21 protein-coding genes are annotated in these 21,397 nt (G+C 58.0%); 9 read left to right on the top strand and 12 right to left on the bottom strand.

The window, feature by feature from the left end:
• Positions 1 to 3: 3 nt before the first annotated feature.
• Complete coding sequence (locus tag NC979_RS04500) at positions 4 to 1,929, bottom strand: hypothetical protein (protein WP_190524282.1); 1,926 nt, start codon at positions 1,927 to 1,929, stop codon at positions 4 to 6.
• Between the two features lie 259 nt (positions 1,930 to 2,188).
• Here NC979_RS04500 and NC979_RS04505 point away from each other — a divergent pair, with 259 nt between their 5' ends.
• From NC979_RS04505 to NC979_RS04515, 3 genes are all read left to right on the top strand, one after another.
• The gene (locus NC979_RS04505) at positions 2,189 to 2,902 is read left to right on the top strand and encodes a response regulator (RefSeq protein WP_190524285.1); all 714 of its coding nucleotides are present in this window, start codon (positions 2,189 to 2,191) and stop codon (positions 2,900 to 2,902) included.
• A gap of 121 nt (positions 2,903 to 3,023) precedes the next feature.
• Positions 3,024 to 3,800 carry an RNA methyltransferase gene (locus NC979_RS04510; protein ID WP_190524288.1) on the top strand — a complete coding sequence of 259 codons (777 nt, stop codon included), beginning with the start codon at positions 3,024 to 3,026 and terminating at the stop codon, positions 3,798 to 3,800.
• 50 nt (positions 3,801 to 3,850) lie between these two features.
• Positions 3,851 to 5,746, top strand: coding sequence for a serine hydrolase (locus tag NC979_RS04515; protein WP_190524291.1), 1,896 nt, complete (start codon positions 3,851 to 3,853; stop codon positions 5,744 to 5,746).
• 204 nt (positions 5,747 to 5,950) lie between these two features.
• Here the strand turns inward: NC979_RS04515 and NC979_RS04520 are convergent, their stop codons facing one another.
• The 3 genes from NC979_RS04520 to NC979_RS04530 are packed head-to-tail and all read right to left on the bottom strand — an operon-like array spanning position 5,951 to position 7,615.
• Entirely contained in the window at positions 5,951 to 6,691 is a 741-nt protein-coding gene (locus tag NC979_RS04520) for an SH3 domain-containing protein (RefSeq protein ID WP_190524294.1), read from the bottom strand.
• Positions 6,692 to 6,734: 43 nt separating this feature from the next.
• Positions 6,735 to 7,436, bottom strand: coding sequence for a class I SAM-dependent methyltransferase (locus NC979_RS04525; RefSeq protein ID WP_190524298.1), 702 nt, complete (start codon positions 7,434 to 7,436; stop codon positions 6,735 to 6,737).
• Positions 7,433 to 7,615, bottom strand: coding sequence for a hypothetical protein (locus NC979_RS04530; protein ID WP_190524301.1), 183 nt, complete (start codon positions 7,613 to 7,615; stop codon positions 7,433 to 7,435). Before NC979_RS04530 ends, NC979_RS04525 begins: the two co-directional genes overlap by 4 nt.
• Positions 7,616 to 7,934: 319 nt before the next feature.
• Here NC979_RS04530 and NC979_RS04535 point away from each other — a divergent pair, with 319 nt between their 5' ends.
• The 4 genes from NC979_RS04535 (at position 7,935) to NC979_RS04550 (ending at position 12,662) form a co-directional block, all read left to right on the top strand.
• Complete coding sequence (locus NC979_RS04535; protein ID WP_190524304.1) at positions 7,935 to 10,466, top strand: mannose-1-phosphate guanyltransferase; 2,532 nt, start codon at positions 7,935 to 7,937, stop codon at positions 10,464 to 10,466.
• A complete protein-coding gene (locus tag NC979_RS04540) occupies positions 10,463 to 10,930 on the top strand; it encodes a single-stranded DNA-binding protein (protein WP_190524307.1) in 468 nt (155 codons plus the stop codon). Before NC979_RS04535 ends, NC979_RS04540 begins: the two co-directional genes overlap by 4 nt.
• A gap of 444 nt (positions 10,931 to 11,374) precedes the next feature.
• On the top strand, positions 11,375 to 12,454 hold the full coding sequence (locus NC979_RS04545) for a DUF3095 domain-containing protein (RefSeq protein WP_255524886.1): 1,080 nt from the start codon (positions 11,375 to 11,377) through the stop codon (positions 12,452 to 12,454).
• Positions 12,405 to 12,662: a DUF3095 family protein gene (locus tag NC979_RS04550; RefSeq protein WP_255524887.1), complete on the top strand. Its 258-nt coding sequence runs from the start codon at positions 12,405 to 12,407 to the stop codon at positions 12,660 to 12,662. The genes NC979_RS04545 and NC979_RS04550 overlap by 50 nt, the downstream gene beginning before the upstream one ends.
• 218 nt (positions 12,663 to 12,880) lie before the next feature.
• Here the strand turns inward: NC979_RS04550 and NC979_RS04555 are convergent, their stop codons facing one another.
• From NC979_RS04555 to NC979_RS04570, 4 genes are read right to left on the bottom strand one after another with little or no spacing between them, the layout of a single operon-like run.
• Entirely contained in the window at positions 12,881 to 13,540 is a 660-nt protein-coding gene (locus NC979_RS04555) for a pyridoxamine 5'-phosphate oxidase family protein (RefSeq protein WP_190524310.1), read from the bottom strand.
• Between the two features lie 28 nt (positions 13,541 to 13,568).
• Positions 13,569 to 14,192, bottom strand: a complete 624-nt coding sequence (locus NC979_RS04560) for a transglutaminase-like domain-containing protein (protein WP_190524313.1) — start codon at positions 14,190 to 14,192, stop codon at positions 13,569 to 13,571.
• Complete coding sequence (locus NC979_RS04565) at positions 14,193 to 14,684, bottom strand: GNAT family N-acetyltransferase (RefSeq protein ID WP_199309026.1); 492 nt, start codon at positions 14,682 to 14,684, stop codon at positions 14,193 to 14,195.
• 38 nt (positions 14,685 to 14,722) lie between these two features.
• Positions 14,723 to 15,166, bottom strand: coding sequence for a GNAT family N-acetyltransferase (locus NC979_RS04570; RefSeq protein ID WP_190524316.1), 444 nt, complete (start codon positions 15,164 to 15,166; stop codon positions 14,723 to 14,725).
• A 112-nt stretch (positions 15,167 to 15,278) separates the two neighbouring features.
• Between NC979_RS04570 and pdxR the strand changes: the two genes are divergently transcribed.
• The gene (pdxR, locus tag NC979_RS04575) at positions 15,279 to 16,736 is read left to right on the top strand and encodes a MocR-like pyridoxine biosynthesis transcription factor PdxR (RefSeq protein ID WP_190524318.1); all 1,458 of its coding nucleotides are present in this window, start codon (positions 15,279 to 15,281) and stop codon (positions 16,734 to 16,736) included.
• 8 nt (positions 16,737 to 16,744) lie between these two features.
• Here pdxR and NC979_RS04580 read toward each other — a convergent pair whose 3' ends face one another.
• Positions 16,745 to 17,515, bottom strand: coding sequence for an SDR family oxidoreductase (locus NC979_RS04580; RefSeq protein WP_190524321.1), 771 nt, complete (start codon positions 17,513 to 17,515; stop codon positions 16,745 to 16,747).
• An 86-nt stretch (positions 17,516 to 17,601) separates the two neighbouring features.
• Between NC979_RS04580 and NC979_RS04585 the strand changes: the two genes are divergently transcribed.
• On the top strand, positions 17,602 to 17,952 hold the full coding sequence (locus NC979_RS04585) for a hypothetical protein (protein WP_206755281.1): 351 nt from the start codon (positions 17,602 to 17,604) through the stop codon (positions 17,950 to 17,952).
• Positions 17,953 to 18,208: 256 nt separating this feature from the next.
• On the opposite strand, the gene NC979_RS04590 is transcribed toward NC979_RS04585, so the two are convergent.
• The 3 genes from NC979_RS04590 to vapB form a co-directional block, all read right to left on the bottom strand.
• The gene (locus NC979_RS04590) at positions 18,209 to 19,981 is read right to left on the bottom strand and encodes an ABC transporter ATP-binding protein (protein ID WP_190524328.1); all 1,773 of its coding nucleotides are present in this window, start codon (positions 19,979 to 19,981) and stop codon (positions 18,209 to 18,211) included.
• A 277-nt stretch (positions 19,982 to 20,258) separates the two neighbouring features.
• Entirely contained in the window at positions 20,259 to 20,636 is a 378-nt protein-coding gene (locus NC979_RS04595; RefSeq protein WP_190524331.1) for a type II toxin-antitoxin system VapC family toxin, read from the bottom strand.
• Positions 20,636 to 20,851 carry a type II toxin-antitoxin system VapB family antitoxin gene (gene vapB, locus NC979_RS04600; RefSeq protein WP_190524334.1) on the bottom strand — a complete coding sequence of 72 codons (216 nt, stop codon included), beginning with the start codon at positions 20,849 to 20,851 and terminating at the stop codon, positions 20,636 to 20,638. The genes NC979_RS04595 and vapB overlap by 1 nt, the downstream gene beginning before the upstream one ends.
• Positions 20,852 to 21,397: the final 546 nt, after the last annotated feature.

Genomic DNA, 21,397 nt, shown 5'->3' on the forward strand with positions numbered 1-21,397 from the left:
GCCCTAATTCCTGATGAACCCGCCCAGGTCAGGCCGGTAGCGAGCCACAAACCCGCCCTGGGCGTCGTACACGGCCACCTGACGGTCAACTTGGTGGCTAGCGGTAATAATTTGCTCAATCAGCTGCTGAGAGCCAGGGTTGAGCTGGTTGGTAAAAGCAAAGGTGCCGTCTGCCGCCGGTGGGGTAATGGCCTGGCGCAGGGGCTCGGCGTACTGGCTAGAGAGCACCACGCGAATTTGGCTGGCGTCTTCACGCACCGTGCAGGGAGTGACTGAAAACTGGCAGAGCTGGGCCAGATTAGTGGTTAGGGTTTGCAGCGCCACGGCGGTGCGGAGGCGATTTTGAGCGTTGGCCAAGGCCGGCTGGTAGGTCTCCAGCAGCACTCCACCCTCCGCTGCCAAGATGGTGTCAGAGGGAATTTGCCGAGCGCTGGCCACCGCCTGACGCCACTGGGTCACCGCTAGAGTCCACTGGCCCTTGGCCTCGGCAGCGGCGGCGCTGCGGGCGGCCTGCACTGCTTGGTGGTAGTTTTGGGCACCGGCCTCCTCCAACGTAGAGCGGCTGCTGGCGCGGTTGAGCTGCCCCTGGTAATCCCTAATCTGGGCCTGGGCTTCGTCATAGACCACGGTGCCCTGAGGAATCAGCGACAGTCCGTTGATGGCCGCCTGCCACTCCTTGGCCGCCAGTTGCCAACCTGCCAGAGAGTTAGCGGTTTCCATGCGCTGACGAGCTAGATCGCCAGTTTGAATGGCGGTGTTAAAGTTGGCCTCGGCCTCCTCTTCGGCGACGATGCGGCGGCCAATGGCGCTGTAGTTAGCTCGATATTCGCGCAGCTTTTGCTGGCTGTAGTCAAAGGCTGGACTGTCGACGGAAACGCTGTTGAGCTGGTCGATCGCCTGCTGCCAGAGCAGGTGCACCTTAACCCACCGCTCCACGGGGTGAGGCGGCGATTGGCTCAGGTTGGCGGCCTCGTTGGCCAGCGCCTGGGCGCGAACAATGGCGTTGAGAAAGACAATGTTGCCTTCGTAGCGCGCTAGGTCGTCCTGGGCTATGTCATAGTAGGCCGACCAGGTGGGGATGGGGGTCAGCATATCGATCGCCGTTTGGAGATCGGCCTGGGCCGTAGCCAGGTCAGCGCCGTTAGGGTTGCCGACCAGAGTGGCCTGGGCCAGCTCGTAATACTCGGTGGCCTGATCGAGGCGATCGCAGCTGCCCACCACACAGGGCCGCGACAGGGCATAGGCAAAGGCCCCGCTGCCTACCAAAATTAGCCCCGCCAGTCCATAGGTCCAGTAGTCGCGCAGCGATCGCAACCCCTGGCGAGCCCATGTCTGCGCTCGCTGACCCCAGCTAGGTCCTGGAGGCGGCTGCACCGCCGTGTCGGGCAGCGCCAGGGCCGCATCGCTAAATCCAAGCCCAGGGGAATCTGCTCTGGCAGTAGCCTCGGCAGCACTGACGTCGGTCTCAAATGCCCCAGCACCAGCCAGATTATCAGGGAGGTCACTGGCGGCGGCATCGGCCTCAACATCGACCGCCGTATCTACCTCCGGGGGCGCAGCGGTGGCTGGAAAAATCACCTGCACCGCATCTCGCGGGTGCCAGGTGAACGTGTGCATGGCGTAGGGCTGAGCGACCGACTTGAGTTTGAGATAAAGCCGCACCGCCAGGGTATCGACCGCCGCCCAGTCGGCCTCCGGCAGCCCTACTGTCGGCACCAGCTCCCGAAATGCTAACTCCAGATCCTTCAGTAAGTCCCTAGGCTCACCCACCTCCGGGGCCCTGTGCTCTGCCAGCAGCAGCAACCGCCCCGCCCGCTCTGAGCAATCGAGGGTTAGCCCAGGGTAGCGGCGGGTCTCTTTGAGGTAGGCGGCGAAGGCCCGCTGTAGCGGTTCAAAGCCGGTATGGGTGGAGGGTGATAGTGAGGTCATAGCGTACCGATGGATATTGCCCCAAGCCGTATTGCTCCAAAGCGTGAACGACCAAACCGAACAACCCAGGTGGAGAAACCCAGGCCGTTTAAAGTGCTCCCAGGCCGAGGCTCAACCCTGAGTCATGCTGGGTCGGCGGCTCCTGGCCCCGGTTGGTGCTAGCTCAAGGGCTAACCTGAATGGGGCAGGGACTTCCTTAGTGAGTATGCTAGTGCAAGGTTGATATTCTGGGACAAGATATCTGGGGTGATAGATCGCGGTGCTGATTCTAATTGTGGAAGACGAGGCCGAAATTGCCCGCCTGATTCGGCTTTACCTCGAAAAAGAGGGTTTTACCTGTGAAATTTGCGACGACGGCGAAACCGCCCTGCGCTACCAGCAGACTCTCCAGCCCGACCTAATGATTCTCGACGTCATGCTGCCCAAGCTCGACGGGTTAGAGGTGTGCGCCCGGGTGCGCCAGGGGCCAGGGGCCAAAGATCCATACATTCTCATGCTTACCGCTCGGGGCGAAGAAATTGACCGCATCATTGGCCTGTCGACCGGGGCCGACGACTACCTGGTCAAGCCCTTTAGCCCCAGAGAACTAGTGGCCCGAGTGCGAGCCCTGCTGCGCCGCAGCCTGCGCCACAGCCAGGAGGCACCGGCTCAGACCTACCGTACGGCTCACTTTAGCCTCGACCTCGACCAGCGCACCGCCCAACGCCAGGGTGACTCTGGCGACCTAGAGCTGCTCGATCTCACCCCGCTAGAATTTGACCTGTTGGCCACCTTCATGAGCTACCCCGGCCGGGTCTGGAGCCGCCACCACCTGATCGAAAAACTCTGGGGCGAAGATTTCTTTGGCGACGAGCGCGTCGTCGATACCCACATTGCCCGCCTGCGCAAGAAAGTTGAACCCGACTCGTCGCAGCCCACCTTTGTGAAAACAGTGACCGGCGTGGGGTATCGGTTTGAGGATGAGGCGGTGTAGGGGAGTTGGGGAGAGTTTTGAGTTTTGAATGTTTCGCATCAACAAAAACTAAAACTAAGCACTCAAAACTTTTCTCCCCCATCCCCTCATCCTCCTCACCTCCCCCATCTCCCTCATCCTCATGTCCCTCTGGCAGCTAGATCAAATCCGCATCGTCCTAGTCGAGCCAGCGGGGCCTTTAAACGTGGGCGCTACGGCGCGGGTAATGAAGAATATGGGTTTGCGCCATTTGGTGCTGGTCAACCCTCAATGCGACCCGGCCTCGGAGGATGCCCTGCGGATGGCGGTGCACGGCGGCGATGTGCTGGCAGCGGCGACCACGGTGTTGAGCCTGCCGGAGGCGATCGCCGGGTGTGAGCGGGCGATCGCCACCACCGGTCGCCTGCACCGCCAAGACCAGCCCCTAGAGCTGCCGGAAACCGCCCTGCCCTGGCTGCTGCCCCCCACGCCAGCAGAGAGCTTTGCTGCCGCCCTGATCTTTGGCCCCGAAGATCGGGGGCTGAGCAACGACGAGCTGATCTATGCCCAGCGCTGGGTACGTATTCCGGCCAGCGACAGCTATCCATCATTGAATCTGGCTCAGGCGGTAGCGGTTTGTGCCTATTTGATCCATCGGGTGGCGATGGCTGAGGCGCTAGGGGCAGCGTTTCCGGCCGTGGGGGTAGCGGCGGCGGAGGGGCATTTAGCGCCTCTGGAGCAGATAGAAGGCTTTTATCAAGATTTGGAAATCGTTTTGCTGAAAATCGGTTATCTTTACCCCCATACCGCCGCAAGCCGCATGGCTAAACTGCGGCGATTGCTGCATCGAGCCGGTCCCGATCGCCAAGAATTGGCTATGCTTAGGGGCGTTTTGCGGCAGATCAATTGGGCGGCCAGCCAGGCTCCCAAGAACGACTAACTTGCGATCGCAGCAACAGACGGGTGAACGGGCACACAGGGCGAAAGACAATGGCACAGTACGACGATCCTCGCAATCCATTTTCGGCAGGCCGTCCTGAGGCGGGCTCGCCTTGGGGAGAGTCAAACCCAGGGCCTAGCCCTGGTCGCGACGGGCTTCAGCTGCCGGGCGAAGCCGACCCCGGTGGTTGGGGCAACGACGGGCAGCGCCCGTCGTCCGTTGCCCGCCGCCGCAACCAGTGGCGGCAGCACCAGCAGCTTGCCCCCGATTTTGGCTCAGCCCCGGTGGAGCCCGAGATCGAACCGGTCATTCGCCCCACTGCCCGCAACGCCTCGCTACCAACCTTTCGCCGGGCTCCAGCCCAGCCCCAGCCCAGCAGCCCTAGGCCCGCTGCCCCTAAGGGGCGAATTCCTGAGCCTCGCTCGGCTCCCCGGGGGCAGGCGGCTCCGCCGAGCGCGCCTCGACCGGGTGCCCCGCCGCTGCAAATGCACCCCCACAGCATTCACCCCAGCACCTTGAATCCCAACGGTACGGTCGCTCCAGCGGGAGAGCCAACCGTCGCCAGAGCCCTGCCTCCCAACGTCACTCCCCTACGTCCCCAGTCTCGGCGAACGGCGATCGCCCCCACTGCCCCCCAACCCCAGCGGACTGGCCTATCGGCCCCCGGCACGCTGGAAGAGGCTGCTAACCCCGGCGGCGTGGGCGACAGTTCGCTGCCGCCCCGGCGATCGCGGGCGGCGACGGCTCGGCGACGGCTAGCCAATCCTCCCCTGCCGCTGCTCTACCTGATTCGGCTGATTATTTTGGGAGTGGGGGTAGCGGCGATCGCCGGCACCCTGCTATCGGTGCTCAGCCCCAGCAATGTGGCTACCCCTGGGGAGGCTGCCGTCCCCACTGCCCAGGCTAAGTCCGGTCGTGCTGCCGGTTCTTTAGTGCAGGGCACCGCTGCCAGTGTGGCCGACCTGCGCCTGACCGGTGAAATTTCTCACCTCAAGAGCGAGCTTGAGCAGTTAGCCACCCTGACTCCAGGCCTCACTCCGGTCAGCTTTGCCGTTGACCTCGATTCTGGCCAGTATATTGACCTGGGCGGAGCCGAGCCCGTCGCCTCGGCTAGCACCATTAAGGTGCCAATTTTAGTGGCCTTTTTGCAGCAGGTCGACGCGGGCACCCTGGCCCTCAACCAATCCATGGCCCTGCAAGAGGAGTACATGGCGAACGGCTCAGGTACCCTGCGCGGCGAAGCGGTGGGCACTGAATACACCGCCTTAGAGATCGCCACTCGCATGATTGTGACCAGCGACAACACCGCCACCAACATGATGATTGCCTCCTTAGGAGGCATTGAGGCGCTCAACCAAACCTTTACCGCCTGGGGGCTAGAGCACACGGTGCTGCGCAACCCCCTGCCTGACCTAGACGGCACCAACACCACCAGCGCCAAAGACCTGACCCTGCTGATGGCCCTAATTGACCAGGGCGGTCTGCTGACGCCGCGATCGCGCGATCGCCTGTTCAGCATCATGCAGCGCACCGAGAATGAAAGCCTGATTCCCTCTGGCATTCGCGATGGCTCACTGCTAGCCAACAAAACCGGCGACATCGAGGCCATGCTGGGCGATGTGGCCCTAGTCGATGTGCCCAACGGCAAGCGCTACGCCCTAGCCGTACTGGTGCAGCGCCCCTCCAACGACGGCCGCGCCAGCGAGCTCATCCGCCGCATGACCGAAACCATCCACGCCGAAATGGCCCAGCCTGTGGCCCCCGTTGGCGGCAGCGGTGCCGCCCCTGCCCCGCTCAGCCCCCCAGGAGAATTTGAGACTGAACCGCTACCAGAGGAGTTTGAGACTCAACCCTCCCAGGGATATGAAGACCCCTATGCCCCAGCCCCGGTGGATTTGGCCCCACCCGATCGGGCCCCAGGTCGGGATGAGATTCCGCCGGGTTAATACGAAATCCGCCTTGAGAAACCTCGGTTCAAAATAGAGATCTCGTAGGGGCATTGCACTGCAATGCCCCTACGAATCAGGTTTAACTAAGTAGGATTCGGTATAAGACGTTGGAGGTAAGAAGGTGAGGTAGGAAAGTTTTGAGTGCTTAGTTTAAGTTTTTGTTGTATACAAAGCATTCAAAACTCTCTCCCCATCCTCTCCTCAATACAAGAACCGCTCGTGGCGAATCACGTCTTCGCCTTCAAGCTGGTCGTAGCTACCGCCGTTCACTTGATACACCGCCAGGGCCTGATCGCTAATGTGATACTGCTGGTTGCCGTCGATGGCAATATAGGTACCTTGGCTGTCGCGCACGTCGGTGGTGGCGAGGGTTTTGTTGTTGGTTTTGTTGGTGCCGATGTAGCTCAGCCCCTGGGGGGTTTGGCACAGGTGAATGTTAAAGGATTTGGTCTCAAAAAACGCCTCCGGTCGGTTGTCTCCGCAGGGGCCAGTGGTGACTTCTTCGGAGGTGGGAGACGGTGCAGCGACCTGGGCACTGGTATCAATAAAATCGCCGCGCACCCAGCCCTCGGCCTCAGATTGAGCAAACTTGACGTAGTACCAGCTCAGGCCCCCTTCGCCCTCAGCCAGGCGCAGTAGCGTCACTACATCGCCGCCTAGACCGTAGCCCCGAGAGTCAGATTGGGTGGTGGGCTGCGATCGCAGATTGACCTGCGACCCCTCTCCCTGGGTCACCAGCTGAGCCGTGCGAATGGGGTCAATGGGCGTCGAGCGATAGCCGCCATCCTCCGCTAGTGCCGCGGCATCGGTTGCCGCCGTGGGCGTGCTCTCGGCCCCTACCGAGGCCGCGTCGGAGACCTCAGCGCCCCGGTTACAGCTACCCAGTAGCGCTAACAGCAGCAGTCCTAGCCCCAGTTTGGCGTTTCCCGAACCCAAGCCCATGCGCGACCTCTCGACCAAATGTCGCCGCTAATGGTAGCGCAAACTAAGCGTCCCACTTCACCTTAAAGAGGCGAAACAGCTCATAGTCTTTGGTAGAAACGACCCGTGCGCCTTCGGCTTTGGCTAGGGCGGGCCAGCGATCGAGGGGTTCTAAATACACCTCGGCTCCTAAGTAGGTTTCGAGAATGGCCCAGGGTTCGGCCAGCTCGGCTTCGGGGTTGATGGCGTCGAACAAAAACCAGCCGCCGGGCTTGAGGACCTTTTTCACCTGTTGCAGCACCGTGGCCCAATAGTCGGCGGGGTAGTAGCAGCTGACGCCCGTGGCGATCGCCATATCGAAGGTGTGAGGCTCATACTCCAACCGGTGGGCAGGGCCTTGGGTGACGCCCTTAAACAGCTTCGAGTTGAGCTGGGGGCCGCGAGCGGTCAGCGCAGCGCAAGCCACTGAGCTAATTTCGTGGCCCTGAAACAGCGCCTCCCAGTCCCGCCAGGGGTAGATCAAAAAGCTGATGCCGCAGCCGATATCGAGGCAGCGATCGCGCTTGCGGGGCTTCACCGACTCCCAAAAGGGGGTTGAGATACGCGGCGTCAGCGTACCGGCAATCCAGTCTTGGAACACCGCCATTTCTTCTACCTCGGAGGGTAGGTCAAAAGCTTTGCCGCCAAACTCGTGGTCGTAGCGTCGGGCCACGGCCTGCACCTGGGTGCCCCAGGGGGAGGGGTCAGCGGCGGGCAGGCGGCTCATCCTTTCAGAGCCCGGCTAAAGTTCTGGCGGTACGACTTGTTAAGGGCCAAAAACAGCGGCCACAGCAGGGTGAACTTAACCCTGCCATCGGTAAAGTTGGTGCGGTTGAACCCTGTCCAAAACTTAAAGGCGCCGCCGCCATAGATAACGGCTAACAAAAGCGCGATCAATGTACCCATAGTCACTGCTCCTTTCTACCCGGTTCACCTATGCTTCTACAATACCAACGTTGCTCCTGGTTGCCCGCCATTGCCTTACTTTTTCAAACGTTTGCTCCCAAGACGCGGCGGGAGAGAACGGTCGTGGCAGGGCGAAACTGATCTTACCCGTGGTAAAGCATAGATCGTGTACATTTACTCTAATCTATCTTTGAGTAGATCAACGGCGGAGTAACGTTATGGATATCCCTGTCGATGGTTGTGTTCGGTGTTTGGTTGAGCGCCCTAGCTAGAGCTGGGGCAACCCCATCAGGAATGTTTACGCAGCAAGGAGACTCTAATGCGCGCAGTGCTAATGGCCGGTGGTTCAGGAACCCGTTTACGGCCTCTAACCTGTGACTTGCCCAAGCCCATGGTGCCGATCCTTAACCGCCCCATCGCTGAACACATCGTCAATCTGCTCAAGCGCCACGGTATTGATGAGGTGATCGCCACCCTCTTTTACCTGCCCGATGTGATGCGCAACTACTTTAGCGACGGCCGTGATTTTGGCGTGCAGATGACCTACGCCGTCGAAGAAGACCAGCCCCTGGGCACGGCGGGCTGCGTCAAGAATATTGCCGACCTGCTCACCGACACATTTTTGGTGATTAGCGGCGACAGCGTCACCGACTTTGATCTCACTGCGGCGATCGCGTTTCACCGGCAAAAGGGTGCTAAAGCTACTTTGGTGCTGACTCGGGTGCCCAACCCGATCGAGTTTGGCGTGGTGATCACCGACGAAGAGGGGCGCATCAAGCGGTTTCTAGAAAAGCCCTCCACCAGCGAAATTTTTTCTGACACGGTGAATACCGGCACCTATATCTTCGAACCCGAGGTGCTTGACTACCTGCCCGACAACGAAGAGTCTGACTTCTCCAAGGATCTGTTTCCCCTGCTGTTGGAGAAGGGGGAGCCGATGTATGGCTACGTAGCTAGCGGCTACTGGTGTGATGTCGGCCACCTAGAGGCCTACCGTGAGGCCCAGTACGATGCCCTGTACCGCAAAGTGGCGGTCAATTATGCATACCCTGAGACATCTCCCGGCGTGTGGATCGGTGACAATACCCAGATAGATCCAACGGTTCAGATTCAGCCGCCGGTGATGATTGGCAACAACTGCCGCATCGGTGCCCGCACGGTGCTCGAACCGGGCACCGTGATTGGTGACAACATCACCATCGGTTGCGATGCCGACCTCAAGCGACCGATCGTCTGGAATGGCGCGATTGTGGGCGATGAGGTGCACCTGCGGGCCTGCACCATTGCCCGAGGGGCGCGGGTTGACCGCCGCTCCCACGTGCTGGAGGGGGCGGTGATCGGTCCCTTGTCTTCGGTGGGCGAAGAGGCGCAAATCAGCCCTGGCGTGCGAGTCTGGCCGAGCAAGCAAATCGAGTCAGGTGCAACGTTGAACATCAACCTTATCTGGGGCAACACGGCGCAGCGCAATCTGTTTGGCCAGCGGGGGGTGGCTGGGCTAGCCAATATCGACATCACCCCCGAGTTTGCGGTCAAGCTGGGGGCGGCCTACGGGTCAACCCTCAAGCCCGGCTCTCACGTCACGGTGTCGCGCGATCAGCGCAGCATCTCACGCATGGTGTCGCGATCGCTGATCGCGGGCCTGATGTCAGTCGGCATCAACATCCAAAACCTAGAGGCGACGGCAATTCCGGTGGCCCGCAGCATGCTGGCGGCGATGGGCGTCGCTGGAGGCATTCACGTGCGGCTGCACCCCGATCGCCCCGACTACGTGCTGATTGAATTCTTTGACGAGAAGGGTATCGATATCTCTAAGGGCAAAGAGAAGAAAATCGAGGGCGCCTACTTTAAGGAAGATTTGCGGCGATCGCCCGTCCACGAAATTGGCACCGTCACCAATCCCACCGATGTCGTCTCCACCTACACCACCGCCTTTGAGAAGCACCTCAATATTCAGGCCGTGACCAACAGCCAGGCCAAGGTGGTGATCGACTACCTCTACGCCGTGGCCGGGGCGGTGCTGCCCCAGATTCTTGGCAAGTTTGATTGCGACGCAGTGGTGCTCAACGCCAGCCTGCGTCAGGTTGCCCTCTCCAACGACGAGCGCGAGGTCATGCTCAGCCAGCTTGGTCAGGTGGTGCAAGCGCTGCGGGCCACCTTCGGGGCCCAGGTGTCGGCCAACGGCGAACAGCTGATTTTGGTGGATGAGGTAGGCACCCGCATTCGCGGCGAAGTGCTGACCTCGCTGATGGCCCACATGATGCTGACTACCAACCCCCGCGGCACCATTGTGGTGCCGGTGCACACCTCAGGAGCGATCGAGCACATCGCCCGCCGTCACGACGGTCGAGTGATTCGCACTAAGGCCAACCCCACTGCCCTGATGGAAGCCTGTCAGAGCAATCCCAACGTGGTGCTGGGCGGCAGCGGCGAGATGGGCTTTATCTTCCCCGAGCTGCACCCCGGCTTTGACGCCATGTTCTGCATTGCCAAGCTGATTGAGATTTTGAGCCTGCAGCAGCGATCGCTCGGCCAGATCTGGTCAGACCTGCCTCGCATGGCCTACCGTATGCAAACCCTGCGCTGCCCCTGGACGGTGAAAGGTGCTCTGATGCGCTATTTGGTAGAAGATAACCCGCCCGAGCGTCTAGAGCTGATCGACGGCGTTAAAATCTTAGGTGACAACCCCGACGATTGGGTGCTGGTGCTGCCCGACGCGGGCGAGCCCCTGGTACACATCTACGGCAACAGCCAGAGCCGCGAATGGCTCGACTGCACCCTGGCCAAATACCAGCAGCACGTCCAAACCTTCATTGAGAAAGAACAGGGGATCAAGGAGCCCATGCCGCTATGAACAATTGCCTACTAATGGCCGAGATCGTGCAGTCGCCCCAGCTGCGCTACACCTCCGACAATCAAACTCCCGTGGCCGAGTTTGTGGTGCAGTTTCCAGGGTTAAAAGAGGGCGACCCCTCCTCGCAGATGAAGGTGGTCGGTTGGGGCAACCTAGCCCAAGACATTCAGGCCCAGTACCATGCGGGCCAGCGAGTGCTGCTAGAAGGCCGCCTAGCCATGAACGTGGTCGATAGCCCCCAAGGCTACAAAGAAAAGCAGGTCGAAATGACCGTGCAGCGCATCTACGCAGTGGGTGAGCTCAACACCATGCCCATGGCTCCCCCAGCCGCCGTTGCAGTTCCTGTGGCCACGCCTAGTCCGGCGGCCTCCCGCCTGGCAGCCACTCGTCCGGCAGCCCCGGCGGCTCCAGCAACCCCACCGCCGTCCACCCCTGCCCCCAGCTACGACGATATTCCCTTTTGATCAAGATAAAAGGGAATGTATAAAGTTGCTGGGTAAAAGCAAAAGCACCGATACACCTTGAGTCAAGGTTTTAGAAAGTCGTCTACAGAATGTAAAGCTGTAGACGACTTTTTTCGGTATAAGTTTTGTGCATATTTTTTGTAAAGTTATAGTCTCAAAAATGTTACGAGTGAAGATTTAACGAAGGCATTTATAAAAATCAGATTTTTGTCATGATTTAGGGCTTTCCCTACGGTATTGAGCCATCGCTCAGCCATTTGGTGACCAATTGCCAATTTTGTTAGATGAAGATGGCCTAGCAATTTCTAGTTCCAATAAATTTGTAACGCGCTTGTGCGTGAAGGGAAAAGAGGTGTTTTTGTTGTATATCTGGGCACACTTAACTAGTCAATCCAACAGAGCGCCTTTCCGGAACTTCTGTTCACACAGCATCTGCCCAAAAGTATGTCTACAGAACGTTTCTATGCCAACCTTCCTGCCATAGACAATTTGCTCAGTGCAATTGATGCCAACAATCTGCTGCCAGTACCAAGTGACTGGTACATCATCATCGCGGATGTTAGGGGTTCTACGGAGGCCATTGAGGCCGGTCGCTATAAGGAAGTCAATCTTTTAGGCGCTTCTTCCATTGCGGCGGTACTCAACGCGGTTAAACCGTTGGAGATTCCCTATGTTTTTGGCGGAGATGGGGCTTCTCTTCTGATTCCCCCTACTGTGTTAGAGAAGGTAAAGTCGCCTCTGCTAGCCCTTCAACAGCTAGCCCAAACGGAATTTAACCTTGAGCTGCGGGTGGGAATTGTTCCAGTGACAACGGCTAGCCAAGCAGGGTTTGAGGTGAAGCTGGCAAAGCTCAAGGTGGCAGAGCAGTATCACCAGGCTGTTTTTGTCGGCGGGGGATTAAACCACGCAACGGAATTAGTGAAATTTTCTGAAACGGCTGGTCGCTATCAAATCAGTGATGCCAAGATTTCCGAGGCGAATCTGGCAGGATTGGAGTGTCGCTGGCAAGACATTGCCAGCAGGTATGGGGAAACGGTAACGCTGCTGGTGCTAGCAACCGCCCATAGCCTAGCGGCAAATAATGCCTTGTATCACGATGTGCTTGAGAAGATCCAGGAGATCTATGGTACTGAGGATGACTTTCATCCAGTTGGGCTACAGAATCTCAATCTATCCCTAAGAACTGAAAAACTGCTTCCCCAAGCCAAGCTGCGATCGCAGCCTTCCAATTGGCTATCTCGCTGGCGCTATATCTGGAACCTCAAGATCGATAACATTTTGGGTTCGATCTATATGCGGTTTAACTTTAAAGTTGGCGGTATCAACTGGGGCTCGTATAAGCAGTTGGTGCAGGCTGCTAGTGACTACAAAAAATTTGATGACATGTTGCGGATGATCATCTCAGGCGATACCAATCAGCGAGAAAAGCTGACTGACTACCTTGAGACTCAATCGCGCGAAGGCAACCTTGTCTATGGCATACATGTTTCCAGATCGAGCTTTGATGACGTGTTTAGTATTTGAGCGCAGTGGGCGTGAGGTTCACTTTGTCGATGGGGCTGATGGCGGCTACGCTTTGGCTGCTAAGCCGCTGAAGGAAAAGCTAAAGCGAAAAGCAGCTAACTGGCAAGCCTATACCCGCATGGTAGGGCTTCGTGAAAAACTATCTAGCCAAGGACAAAATTCAAATCTTAGCTCTCAAGAAAAGGGTGAGGCAGCCTGTATTGATTAGGCTGTAATGACATACAGCGCCTTCTTATTCGTTGTAGAGATGCATTGATGTTGTAGAAGAGAGAAAGCTTGACTTAGCGGATCTTTTTGCCTAGAAATAGCTGAGCATATTTAGATTTTGTGCATGGATAAGGAAGGTAAGAAAAAGGGCGTGAAACTAACATTTTGTGGGAACAATATCGATTCTTGATCACGCCCAAAAGCTGATTTATCAACACATTATCCCCGCCGATAGCGCTGGGCATAGTCAGGAATTGCGACTTTCGGCGAGCACTGGGGATCGTTGATGGGGGCAGCGGCGGTGACCGCTAGGGGAATTTCCCCTGCCCAGACTGGCAGGGCATAGTCGGCAGCGGCATCGAGGGGTGGACCGCTGCGCACTTTAACCGAGGCCTCGGCAATAGGCAGGGCCAGCACCAGGGTACCCACCAATTCTGAGGCGGTGGGAGGGCGCACTTCATCCCAACGGCCAGGTACAACGTGGTCGGTAAAAGCTTTAAGCGCCGTCAGTTTTTCGTTGGCATCGTCTACCCGGGTGGCGGTGCCAAACAGCACCACCGAGCGGTAATTCATGGAGTGGTGAAACGCCGATCGCGCCAGCACCAGCCCATCGAGCAGGGTGACGGTGAGGCAGACCTCCACCCCCTGCTCCAGAGTGGTCAACAGGCGGCTGGCAGGGGAGCCGTGAATGTAGACCCGATCGCCCATGCGACCGTAGGCGGTGGGTATGACAAAGGGTTGTCCCTGAGCAACAAAGCCTAAGTGACAGACCAGGCCCTCATCGAGAATGGTATGGACCTGGGGGCGATCGTAGCTGCCTCGCTGGGGGAGGCGCTTGACCTGGGTGCGAGGGGTGGGGGAGAAGGATGCTGGGGACATAGGGGTGGATGGGTAAGGGGTGGATGGGCTAAAGGGCGGCGGGCAGGTGGGCAATTAGGTCGGCGGTGGTGGGGTGGGTTTGTAGGGTGGTGACGACTAGAGGGTGGGGTTGAGTGTAGATAGTGGGATAGTCAACTTCGCCGAGGTGGGGGCGGATGGGGAAGGCGAGCTGTTCGCGATCACCGTTAAACTCGGCCTGCACCCCAGGCTTATTGCCCCGCGCGTCGAGCCGCACCCAGCGCTCTAGCTCGGCTAGGTAGACGGCGTTGAGGCCGTGCAGGGTGTGGTGGGTGGGCTGGGCATCGTCGAACACGAGCCGCTGGTAGCAAAACCCGATGGGGATGCCGCGGTGGCGCAGCAGGGCCGCCAGCAGATGCGCCTTGGCAAAGCAAAAGCCGTGGCCCTGGGCCAGCACCTCAGAGGCAGCGCAGGTAACGGGGACTGCCTGGATGTCGTAGGTGTGGGCGATCGCATCGCGCACCCACTCGTAGACAAGCTTGATCTGCTCTACGGGTGAAGTGGCCGCTGTGGTGAGCGATCGCGCCCGATCAGCAATGACCGGGTGCTCACTATCCACTACCGTCGATGGCGCCTGATAGTCGGCCAGCCTGGCCGACTCAGAAATTAGAGCAATCGGTAAGGCAATCGACATCTAGCCCTCCTGGGATACGAGATTGAGTTCCATCAGATTGCTCTCGCTAAAGCCCAGCTTTTGGTAGAGCGACCGCGCCTGGGGGGCGGCATTGAGCACGGCTTTGGTGCAGCCGATTTCTTGGAGATATTCCACCATTAGCTGGGTCAGCCGGGTGGCAACTCCCTGATTGCGGTAGGCAGGCTCCACATAAACGCCCCAGATGTAACCGTACTGGCGATGGGTGGGTGACAAAACTGGGGGATACAGCTCGGCAAAGCGCTGTCCACTGACCGAGCCCACAATGTTTCCCTCAGCCTCAGCGACAAAGGCTTGGTAGTTGAGGGTGCGCCGGGCCTGATCGATAAACTCCAGCCCTATGGTGAGCCAGTCGGGTTGAATGTCGTTTTCATCCACGCCTAGGTCGCACCACATGCGGTAGAAATGCTGGGCAATTATGGCATCTTCTGCAGGACTGCTAATTCGAATAGTGATGGGGATTGACATTGACATAATTTTTGCGCGTCAGTCAGGATTTCTCAAAACACAAATCATGTCAGCGACAATGTGTAGTGATAGAACGCCTCGTCTCGGCAGTAACCCTGCGATTCATAGAGGGATTGAGCCGAGGTATTAGAAATTTGCGTTGATAGAACAATCCGGGCTGCATCAGTTGCTTGCGCAAATTCTGCTGCTGCATTCAGCAACAGCCCTGCCGTTCCTTTGCGCCTATAAGCTTCTTCTACAAACAAGTCATTTAAGATCCAAACCCGCTTCATTGATACAGACGAAAACGTGGGATAAAGCTGCGTAAATCCGACAATTTTCTCGCCATGACAGGCCACAAATATCGTTGAACTGTTTTCCTGAATACGCTTGCTGATGAATGTTTTTGCTGCTTCGAAATCTGGCGAGGCTTGGTAAAAAACTCGATAGTGGTCAAACAGTTTTGCCACTGCTTCAAGATGCTCAAACCCAGCTTGAAAAACGTTCATTTTTTCTTTTCTGAAAGCTTTGCTTAGAATAGAGGCGAAATTGGAGAGCCACAAGAGCCAATTTTGGCTAAACCGGCCAGTCCACTTTGCTCGTTCCTATGGGTTCACCCCGATGGATTTTGCCATTGCCCTCGACCCCCACAGCCCAGACCCCGTCTACCACCAGATCTACGCCGCTTTACGGGCTGGAATTCTCAAGGGACGGCTGGCTCCGCGCCAGCGCTTGCCCTCGACCCGTGCCCTGGCCCAAAGCCTGGGAGTATCGCGGGCCACGGTGACCCAGAGCTATGACCAGCTGCTGAGCGAGGGCTATCTGCAAACGGTGACGGGGTCTGGCACCTACGTCTGCGACCAGCTACCCGACGACCTGCTGCACTCACCTCCGCTGACCACCGTGCCACCGGGGCCGATCGCCGCCGTGCCGCTGTCGGCCTACGGTCGTCGCCTAGCGCAGGTCGACCCCGGTCCCAGCCCCGAACCCGCTGTGCCTCTGAGCTTTCGCTATGGCCGCCCGGCACTGGATCGCTTCCCTTTGGGGCTATGGCGGCAGTTGCTGTCTCGCCACAGCCGCCGCACCAATTGGCTCGACTACGCCGCCGACCCCATGGGGTATGGGCCGCTGCGAGAGGCGATCGCAGCCTACATATCCCAGTCCCGTGCTGTGCACTGCCACCCCGACCAAATTTTGATCACCAACGGCACCCAGCAGGCGCTAGCCCTTGCCACGCGTCTGCTGCTCTCGCCCGGCGACACAGTAGCCTTAGAAGAACCCAGCTACCTCAGCGCCCGCCGCGTTTTGGCTAGCCAGGGGGCAAATTTGCACCCGATTGCTGTAGATGGGGCGGGCATGGATGTGGCGGCACTGGCGGCCACACCCGACCCGATTCGCCTGGTGTATGTCACTCCGTCGCACCAGTTTCCGACCGGGGCGGTGCTGTCTCTACCGCGCCGATTGGCCCTGCTGGCCTGGGCAGAGCAGAGCGGCAGCCTAATTTTTGAAGACGACTACGACAGCGAGTATCGCTACGGGGGCCGCCCGATCCCGGCGCTGCAGGGGTTGGGGGATGGACAGTCGGTGCTGTACGTGGGCACGTTTTCTAAGGTGCTGTTTCCGTCGCTGCGGGTGGGCTACATGGTGCTGCCACCGGCTCTAGTGGCGGTGTTTAGCCGCGCCAAGTGGCTGGCCGATCGCCAGGGGCCGACCCTAGAGCAAGCAGTTTTGGCCGACTTCATCACCGAGGGCCATTTGGAGCGCCACATTCGTCGCATGCGGGGCATGTACGATCGACGGCGGCAAACGCTGGTTACGGCTTTGGCAAAGCACTGGGGCGATCGCACCACCGTGCTGGGCGAAAACGCCGGGCTGCACGTGATGGTGCGCTTTGCAACCGATATCCCTGATGACCTGCTGATGGCGCAAGCAGCCGAGGTGGGTGTTGGATTGATCGCTGCCAGCCCTCAATATCTCGGCCCTAGCCCAGGGCACGAGTTTATCTTTAGCTATAGCGAACTGGAGGAGGATGCGATCGCCCTGGGGCTCGAACGCCTGGCTGCTCTGAACCTGATCTAGCCTCTGACCTACTCCTCGTAGATCATCTTGCGGCCCATGCCGCCATCGACCACGATGTTCTGCCCCGTGATGAAACTGGCTTTATCTGACAACAAAAAGTAGGCCATATCCGCAATATCTTGAGCTTGACCCACTCGGCCCACCGGGTGCTGGGCGTGGTCCGTCGGGCTCAGGTGTGACTCCTGGGGGGGGTGTTTCAACGCACTGACGTCGATCCAACCGGGGCTAATGCAGTTGACGCGAACTTCGGGGCCGAGGCTCATGGCCAGGGCGTGGGTCAGCGCCACAACGCCTCCCTTAGAGGCCGCATAGGCTTCGGAGTCGGGTTCAGACTGGAGGGCGCGCACCGAAGAAATGTTGACGATCGCACCCCGGGCAGCGCGCAGATGGCGGACGGTATGCTTAACCATCAGAAAGTAGCCGGTCAGGTTGGTGCCAATCCAGCGATTCCAATCTTCCAGGGCTAGATCTTCGACGGGGCCGCTGTAGGGATGGGCGATGCCCGCATTGTTGATTAGCGCGTTGAGGTGGCCAAACCAATCCACAGCGGCTCCGACACAGCGCGCCACCTCATGCTCCTGAGATACATTGCAGGGCAAAAAGATAAACGACTCGTGAAACTGGGGCAGAGTGTCTTGCAGGGCAGCGCCGGCGGCCATATTCATATCGGCAACTGCAACGCGCCAACCCTGATTAAGCAGGAGTTGAGTGATGCCAAGGCCAATTCCTTGGGCGCCTCCGGTTACCAGAGCTACGGGGGTCTGCTCGACCTGACTCATCGGCGCACCTCAGATGGATTGGATAGAGCACTGGGCAATCTAGGGTGTCCTCCGCCCAGGCAGCGGTCTTTACTCTAACAAACCCTATGCGCCGGAAAACCGCTCTAACGGTTCTTTTTACCCTGACAGTTATGTTGATCATCGGCATAATGCTCGGGTTTATGCCCGCGCTCATGACGTCGATGATGTTAGCTGACCCCAAGGTTCTCGAAAGCCCTGCCGCAGTGACCCTAGTGATCAGCGTTGTCACCTTCCCAATTATTTGCATAGTGGCGGTGCTGCTGAGCTGGCTGGTGTTTTTGCTGCCGGTGTTTGCCCATTTGCGCTACCGTTACCTGTTGGCCTGCGGGCTCACCACCCTACCCCTGATCAATCTAGCCACTGCGGCAGCCACCATGGGCTGGATCTTCTATTTCAACGACGGCCTTTCTTGGTGAAGTTGAGTTAGAACAGCATAAAACATCAGGCTTCAAGTTCTCTTTGGCGGGCGTTGCTGAATTATCGCCCTCTCCCTAGCCCTCTCCCGAGGGAAGAGGGGACAAGAGGTTGGCTCTCTTCTTTCTCATGAGAAGGGTTGGGAACTGGGGACTTTTAACCCCTTTTTATAACGCTTGCGGCTTCCCGCAGGGTAAAGGGGGCAGGGGAGATCAGTAGGTGACTAAAGCCGCAGCAAATCACTTTTCAAACGCCTCCTCAATCCGTGCCTAGCTGCAGGCTGTAGAGGTTGGCGTAGATGCCCTGACGGGCCATTAGCTCGGCGTGGGTGCCCCGCTCGACAATGTCGCCCTGCTGAATCACCAGCACCTGGTCGGCCTGGGTGACGGTGCTGAGGCGGTGGGCAATCACAAAGCTGGTGCGATTGTGCAGGAGGCGGGCGATCGCTTCCTGCACCAGCCCCTCCGTACGCGTATCAATGCTGCTAGTCGCCTCATCAAGCAGCAAAATGCGCGGGTCAATCAGCACCGCGCGGGCAATGCTCACCAGCTGCCGCTGCCCCTGGCTCAGGGGTGCGCCACGCTCTCCCAGTCGGGTGCTATAGCCCTGGGGCAGCGAGGTGATGAACTCATGCACATTCGCCGCCTGGGCCGCCGCTTCGATGTCGGCCTGGCTGGCGTGGGGGGCACCAAAGGCAATGTTTTCGGCCACGGTGCCGGTGAAAAGCAAATTGTCTTGCAGCACAATGCCAATCTGGCGGCGCAGGCTGGCCTGGGTAACGCTGCGCACATCTACCCCGTCGATGCGCACCGCCCCCTCCGACACATCATAAAACCGCATGATCAGGTTAATAATCGTGCTCTTGCCCGCCCCGGTTGGCCCTACCAGGGCAACCATCTGCCCCGGCTGGGCGCAGAGGTTGACCTCCTTTAGCACCCGCTGGTTGGGGGTGTAGCCAAACCCCACCGACTCAAACCGCACCTCGCCTTTGATCGGCGGCATCTCAGTGGCGTTGAGGGCATCTTGCAGGGTAGCGGGCTCGTCGAGCAACAGAAAGATGCGATCGAGCCCCGCCAGCGCCGACTGTGCCTGGGTATAAAACTGGCTGAGAATCTGAATCGGCCGAAAGAACTGCTGCACGTAGAGCACAAAGGCCGTCACCGTGCCCACCGTCATCACCCCCGTCACCGCCAGATAGCCGCCGTAGGCCGTCACCCCCGCCGTTGCCAGGGTATTGAGCAGGTCAATGGAGGGCAAAAACGCCGCCGTTACCGCCACCGCCTGCACATTGGCCTTGCGGTTCGCCGCGTTGAGGCTGTCAAACTCTTCGATGTTGAGCTGGGTGCGGTTAAAGGCCTGGGCCTCTTTAACGCTGCCAATGTCTTCTTCCAGCTTGGCCGACAGGTCGCCGATGGTCTGCCGAGTGAGGCGAAACCGGCTTCTCGCCCAGCGTGAGAAAAACCCGGTGGTAAAAATCATCAGCGGCACCACCAGATTGCTCAGCAGCCCCAGCTGCAGATTGATCGAGAGCATGGCGATGATGATGCCCAGCAGACTAAAGGTCTGACCCAGCACCTGGGGAATGGTGAGGCCAAAGGCCTGGTTGACGGTGTTGACATCGTTGAGCAGGCGACTCATCAAGTCGCCCGCCTCGCTGCGATCGAAAAAGCTCACCGGCAAACTCTGGATTTTGTCAAAAATATCCTGCCGTAGCTGCCCCAGCAGCCGCTGCACGATCGCACCCATCCGCCAGATCTGCCCCCGAATTGCCCATACCCCAACGAGATAAATCACCGTCAGCGCCGCCAGCATCCACAGCAGCCCCGGCAAATTACCCTGCAAAATCAGGTTGTCGATCGCCCAACCGATCAGCAGCGGCCCGATCGCCTGGGTCGTGGCCCCAATGGCAACCAGCAACAGTGCGATCGGCAGGTCTTGCCGGTAGGGCGCAAAGTAGCGCAAAAACCGCCCCATGGTCGAGAGCTTGGGCTTAGCGTCGAGTGGAGACTGAGCGGCTGTAGCAAGAGTCATCAGTAAAGCGAATTGGTTTCTAAACTAAGGGGTTCTGCTTCAAGATAAAGCTCAATTGCCTCTCGTGTTATTTGAAGGCTTCCTGCTCGGTTGCATCCGCAGAAACACAGCCCGACAATTTGTGACACCAGACAGCCCAATCTCCAGTTTCTGTAGGCTGCTCCAAGCCCTCGCCATCCTCGAACCCAAGCTAAGGGCCGAGCACCCTGGGACGGTGCGCTGCCGCGAGAACTTAGCTAAGGTAAAGAATGGCAACTGACAAAGCGGGTTTCTGTGCTCAGGCCCACCTTCGCTGAATGGGATAGGCATCAAACGCTGTATCGGCACTGGCGATCGCAAGAGAATTCGTCATTGCCTGGGCGATCAGCATGCGGTCAAAAGGATCGCGATGGTGGAGCGGTAGGTTGAGATACTGTGCCGTATCAGCAAAAGCAAGGGGCAACATTCTAATTTCAAGTTCGCCCAAAACGTCGGGTAAAGATTGAAACTCAACCTGTAACTCTAGTTTGTTGATAGATAATTTAATCGCAATCTCCCAAAGCGATACTATGCTCGCGAAGACACTATCACTATCCTCAATCATGGATTTCAAGCTTGGCGGTAACTTGGGGTTATCTTCCAAAAACCATAACAAGATGTGAGTGTCTAACAACATCACATGTAGTCCTTAAGATCTTCAAGAGGAGCATCGAAATCTTCTGCCATCCAGATTTTGCCCTTGAGGGCACCAGCTTTGCGTTTCTTTTGAGGAGCCTGGTTGGCGGTGTCCTTGGCATATTTTTCGGCCAAGAATTCAATGTAGTGCAGAACTTCCGTTTGCAGAGATTCTGGCAACTGCTCTAATTTTTTTAAGATGGCTGATTGAACCATAAGATTTCTCCTAGTTAATGCTCTTTAAGCTCGTCAACTGTTGTGACGGCGGTAGTGTGTTGGGGCGATCGCAGACAAGCTTAGTGATTCCTATCGTAGCCTCCCATCCATCAACCCTAAAATTCTAATGTCCCATACTGTATTGCAACCTCACAGAGTTAATGCGTTACCGCACAACGTTTCTGTTGTAGGCTACACCTTTGCTGTTTCGCCCCGCTCCCTCAGTACGACAGCGCAACTCTTTAATGTCATGGCGCAACCCTTTGGTGCAGCAGCACAACTCTTTAATGTCACGGCTCAATCCTTTATTGTCCCGGTGCAACTCTTTAATGCAGTAGCGCAACTTGCTTGATCGCCCGGTCACAATGCTACTGCATTGGCTCAATCCTTTAAGTTTTCAATGCAATACGCTGCTGTCATAGAGCAACTTTGAATGTTCGCCCTTCCCATTCGTATCTGCTCAATGCACAACGCCATTGTCATGACTAAACATCAATAATTTGTGCCTTGCACTAAGCTTGCTGAGCCAGCAAGCTTTTCTGACCG

This window comes from Leptolyngbya subtilissima AS-A7 (assembly GCF_039962255.1).
GTDB lineage: Bacteria > Cyanobacteriota > Cyanobacteriia > Phormidesmidales > Phormidesmidaceae > Nodosilinea.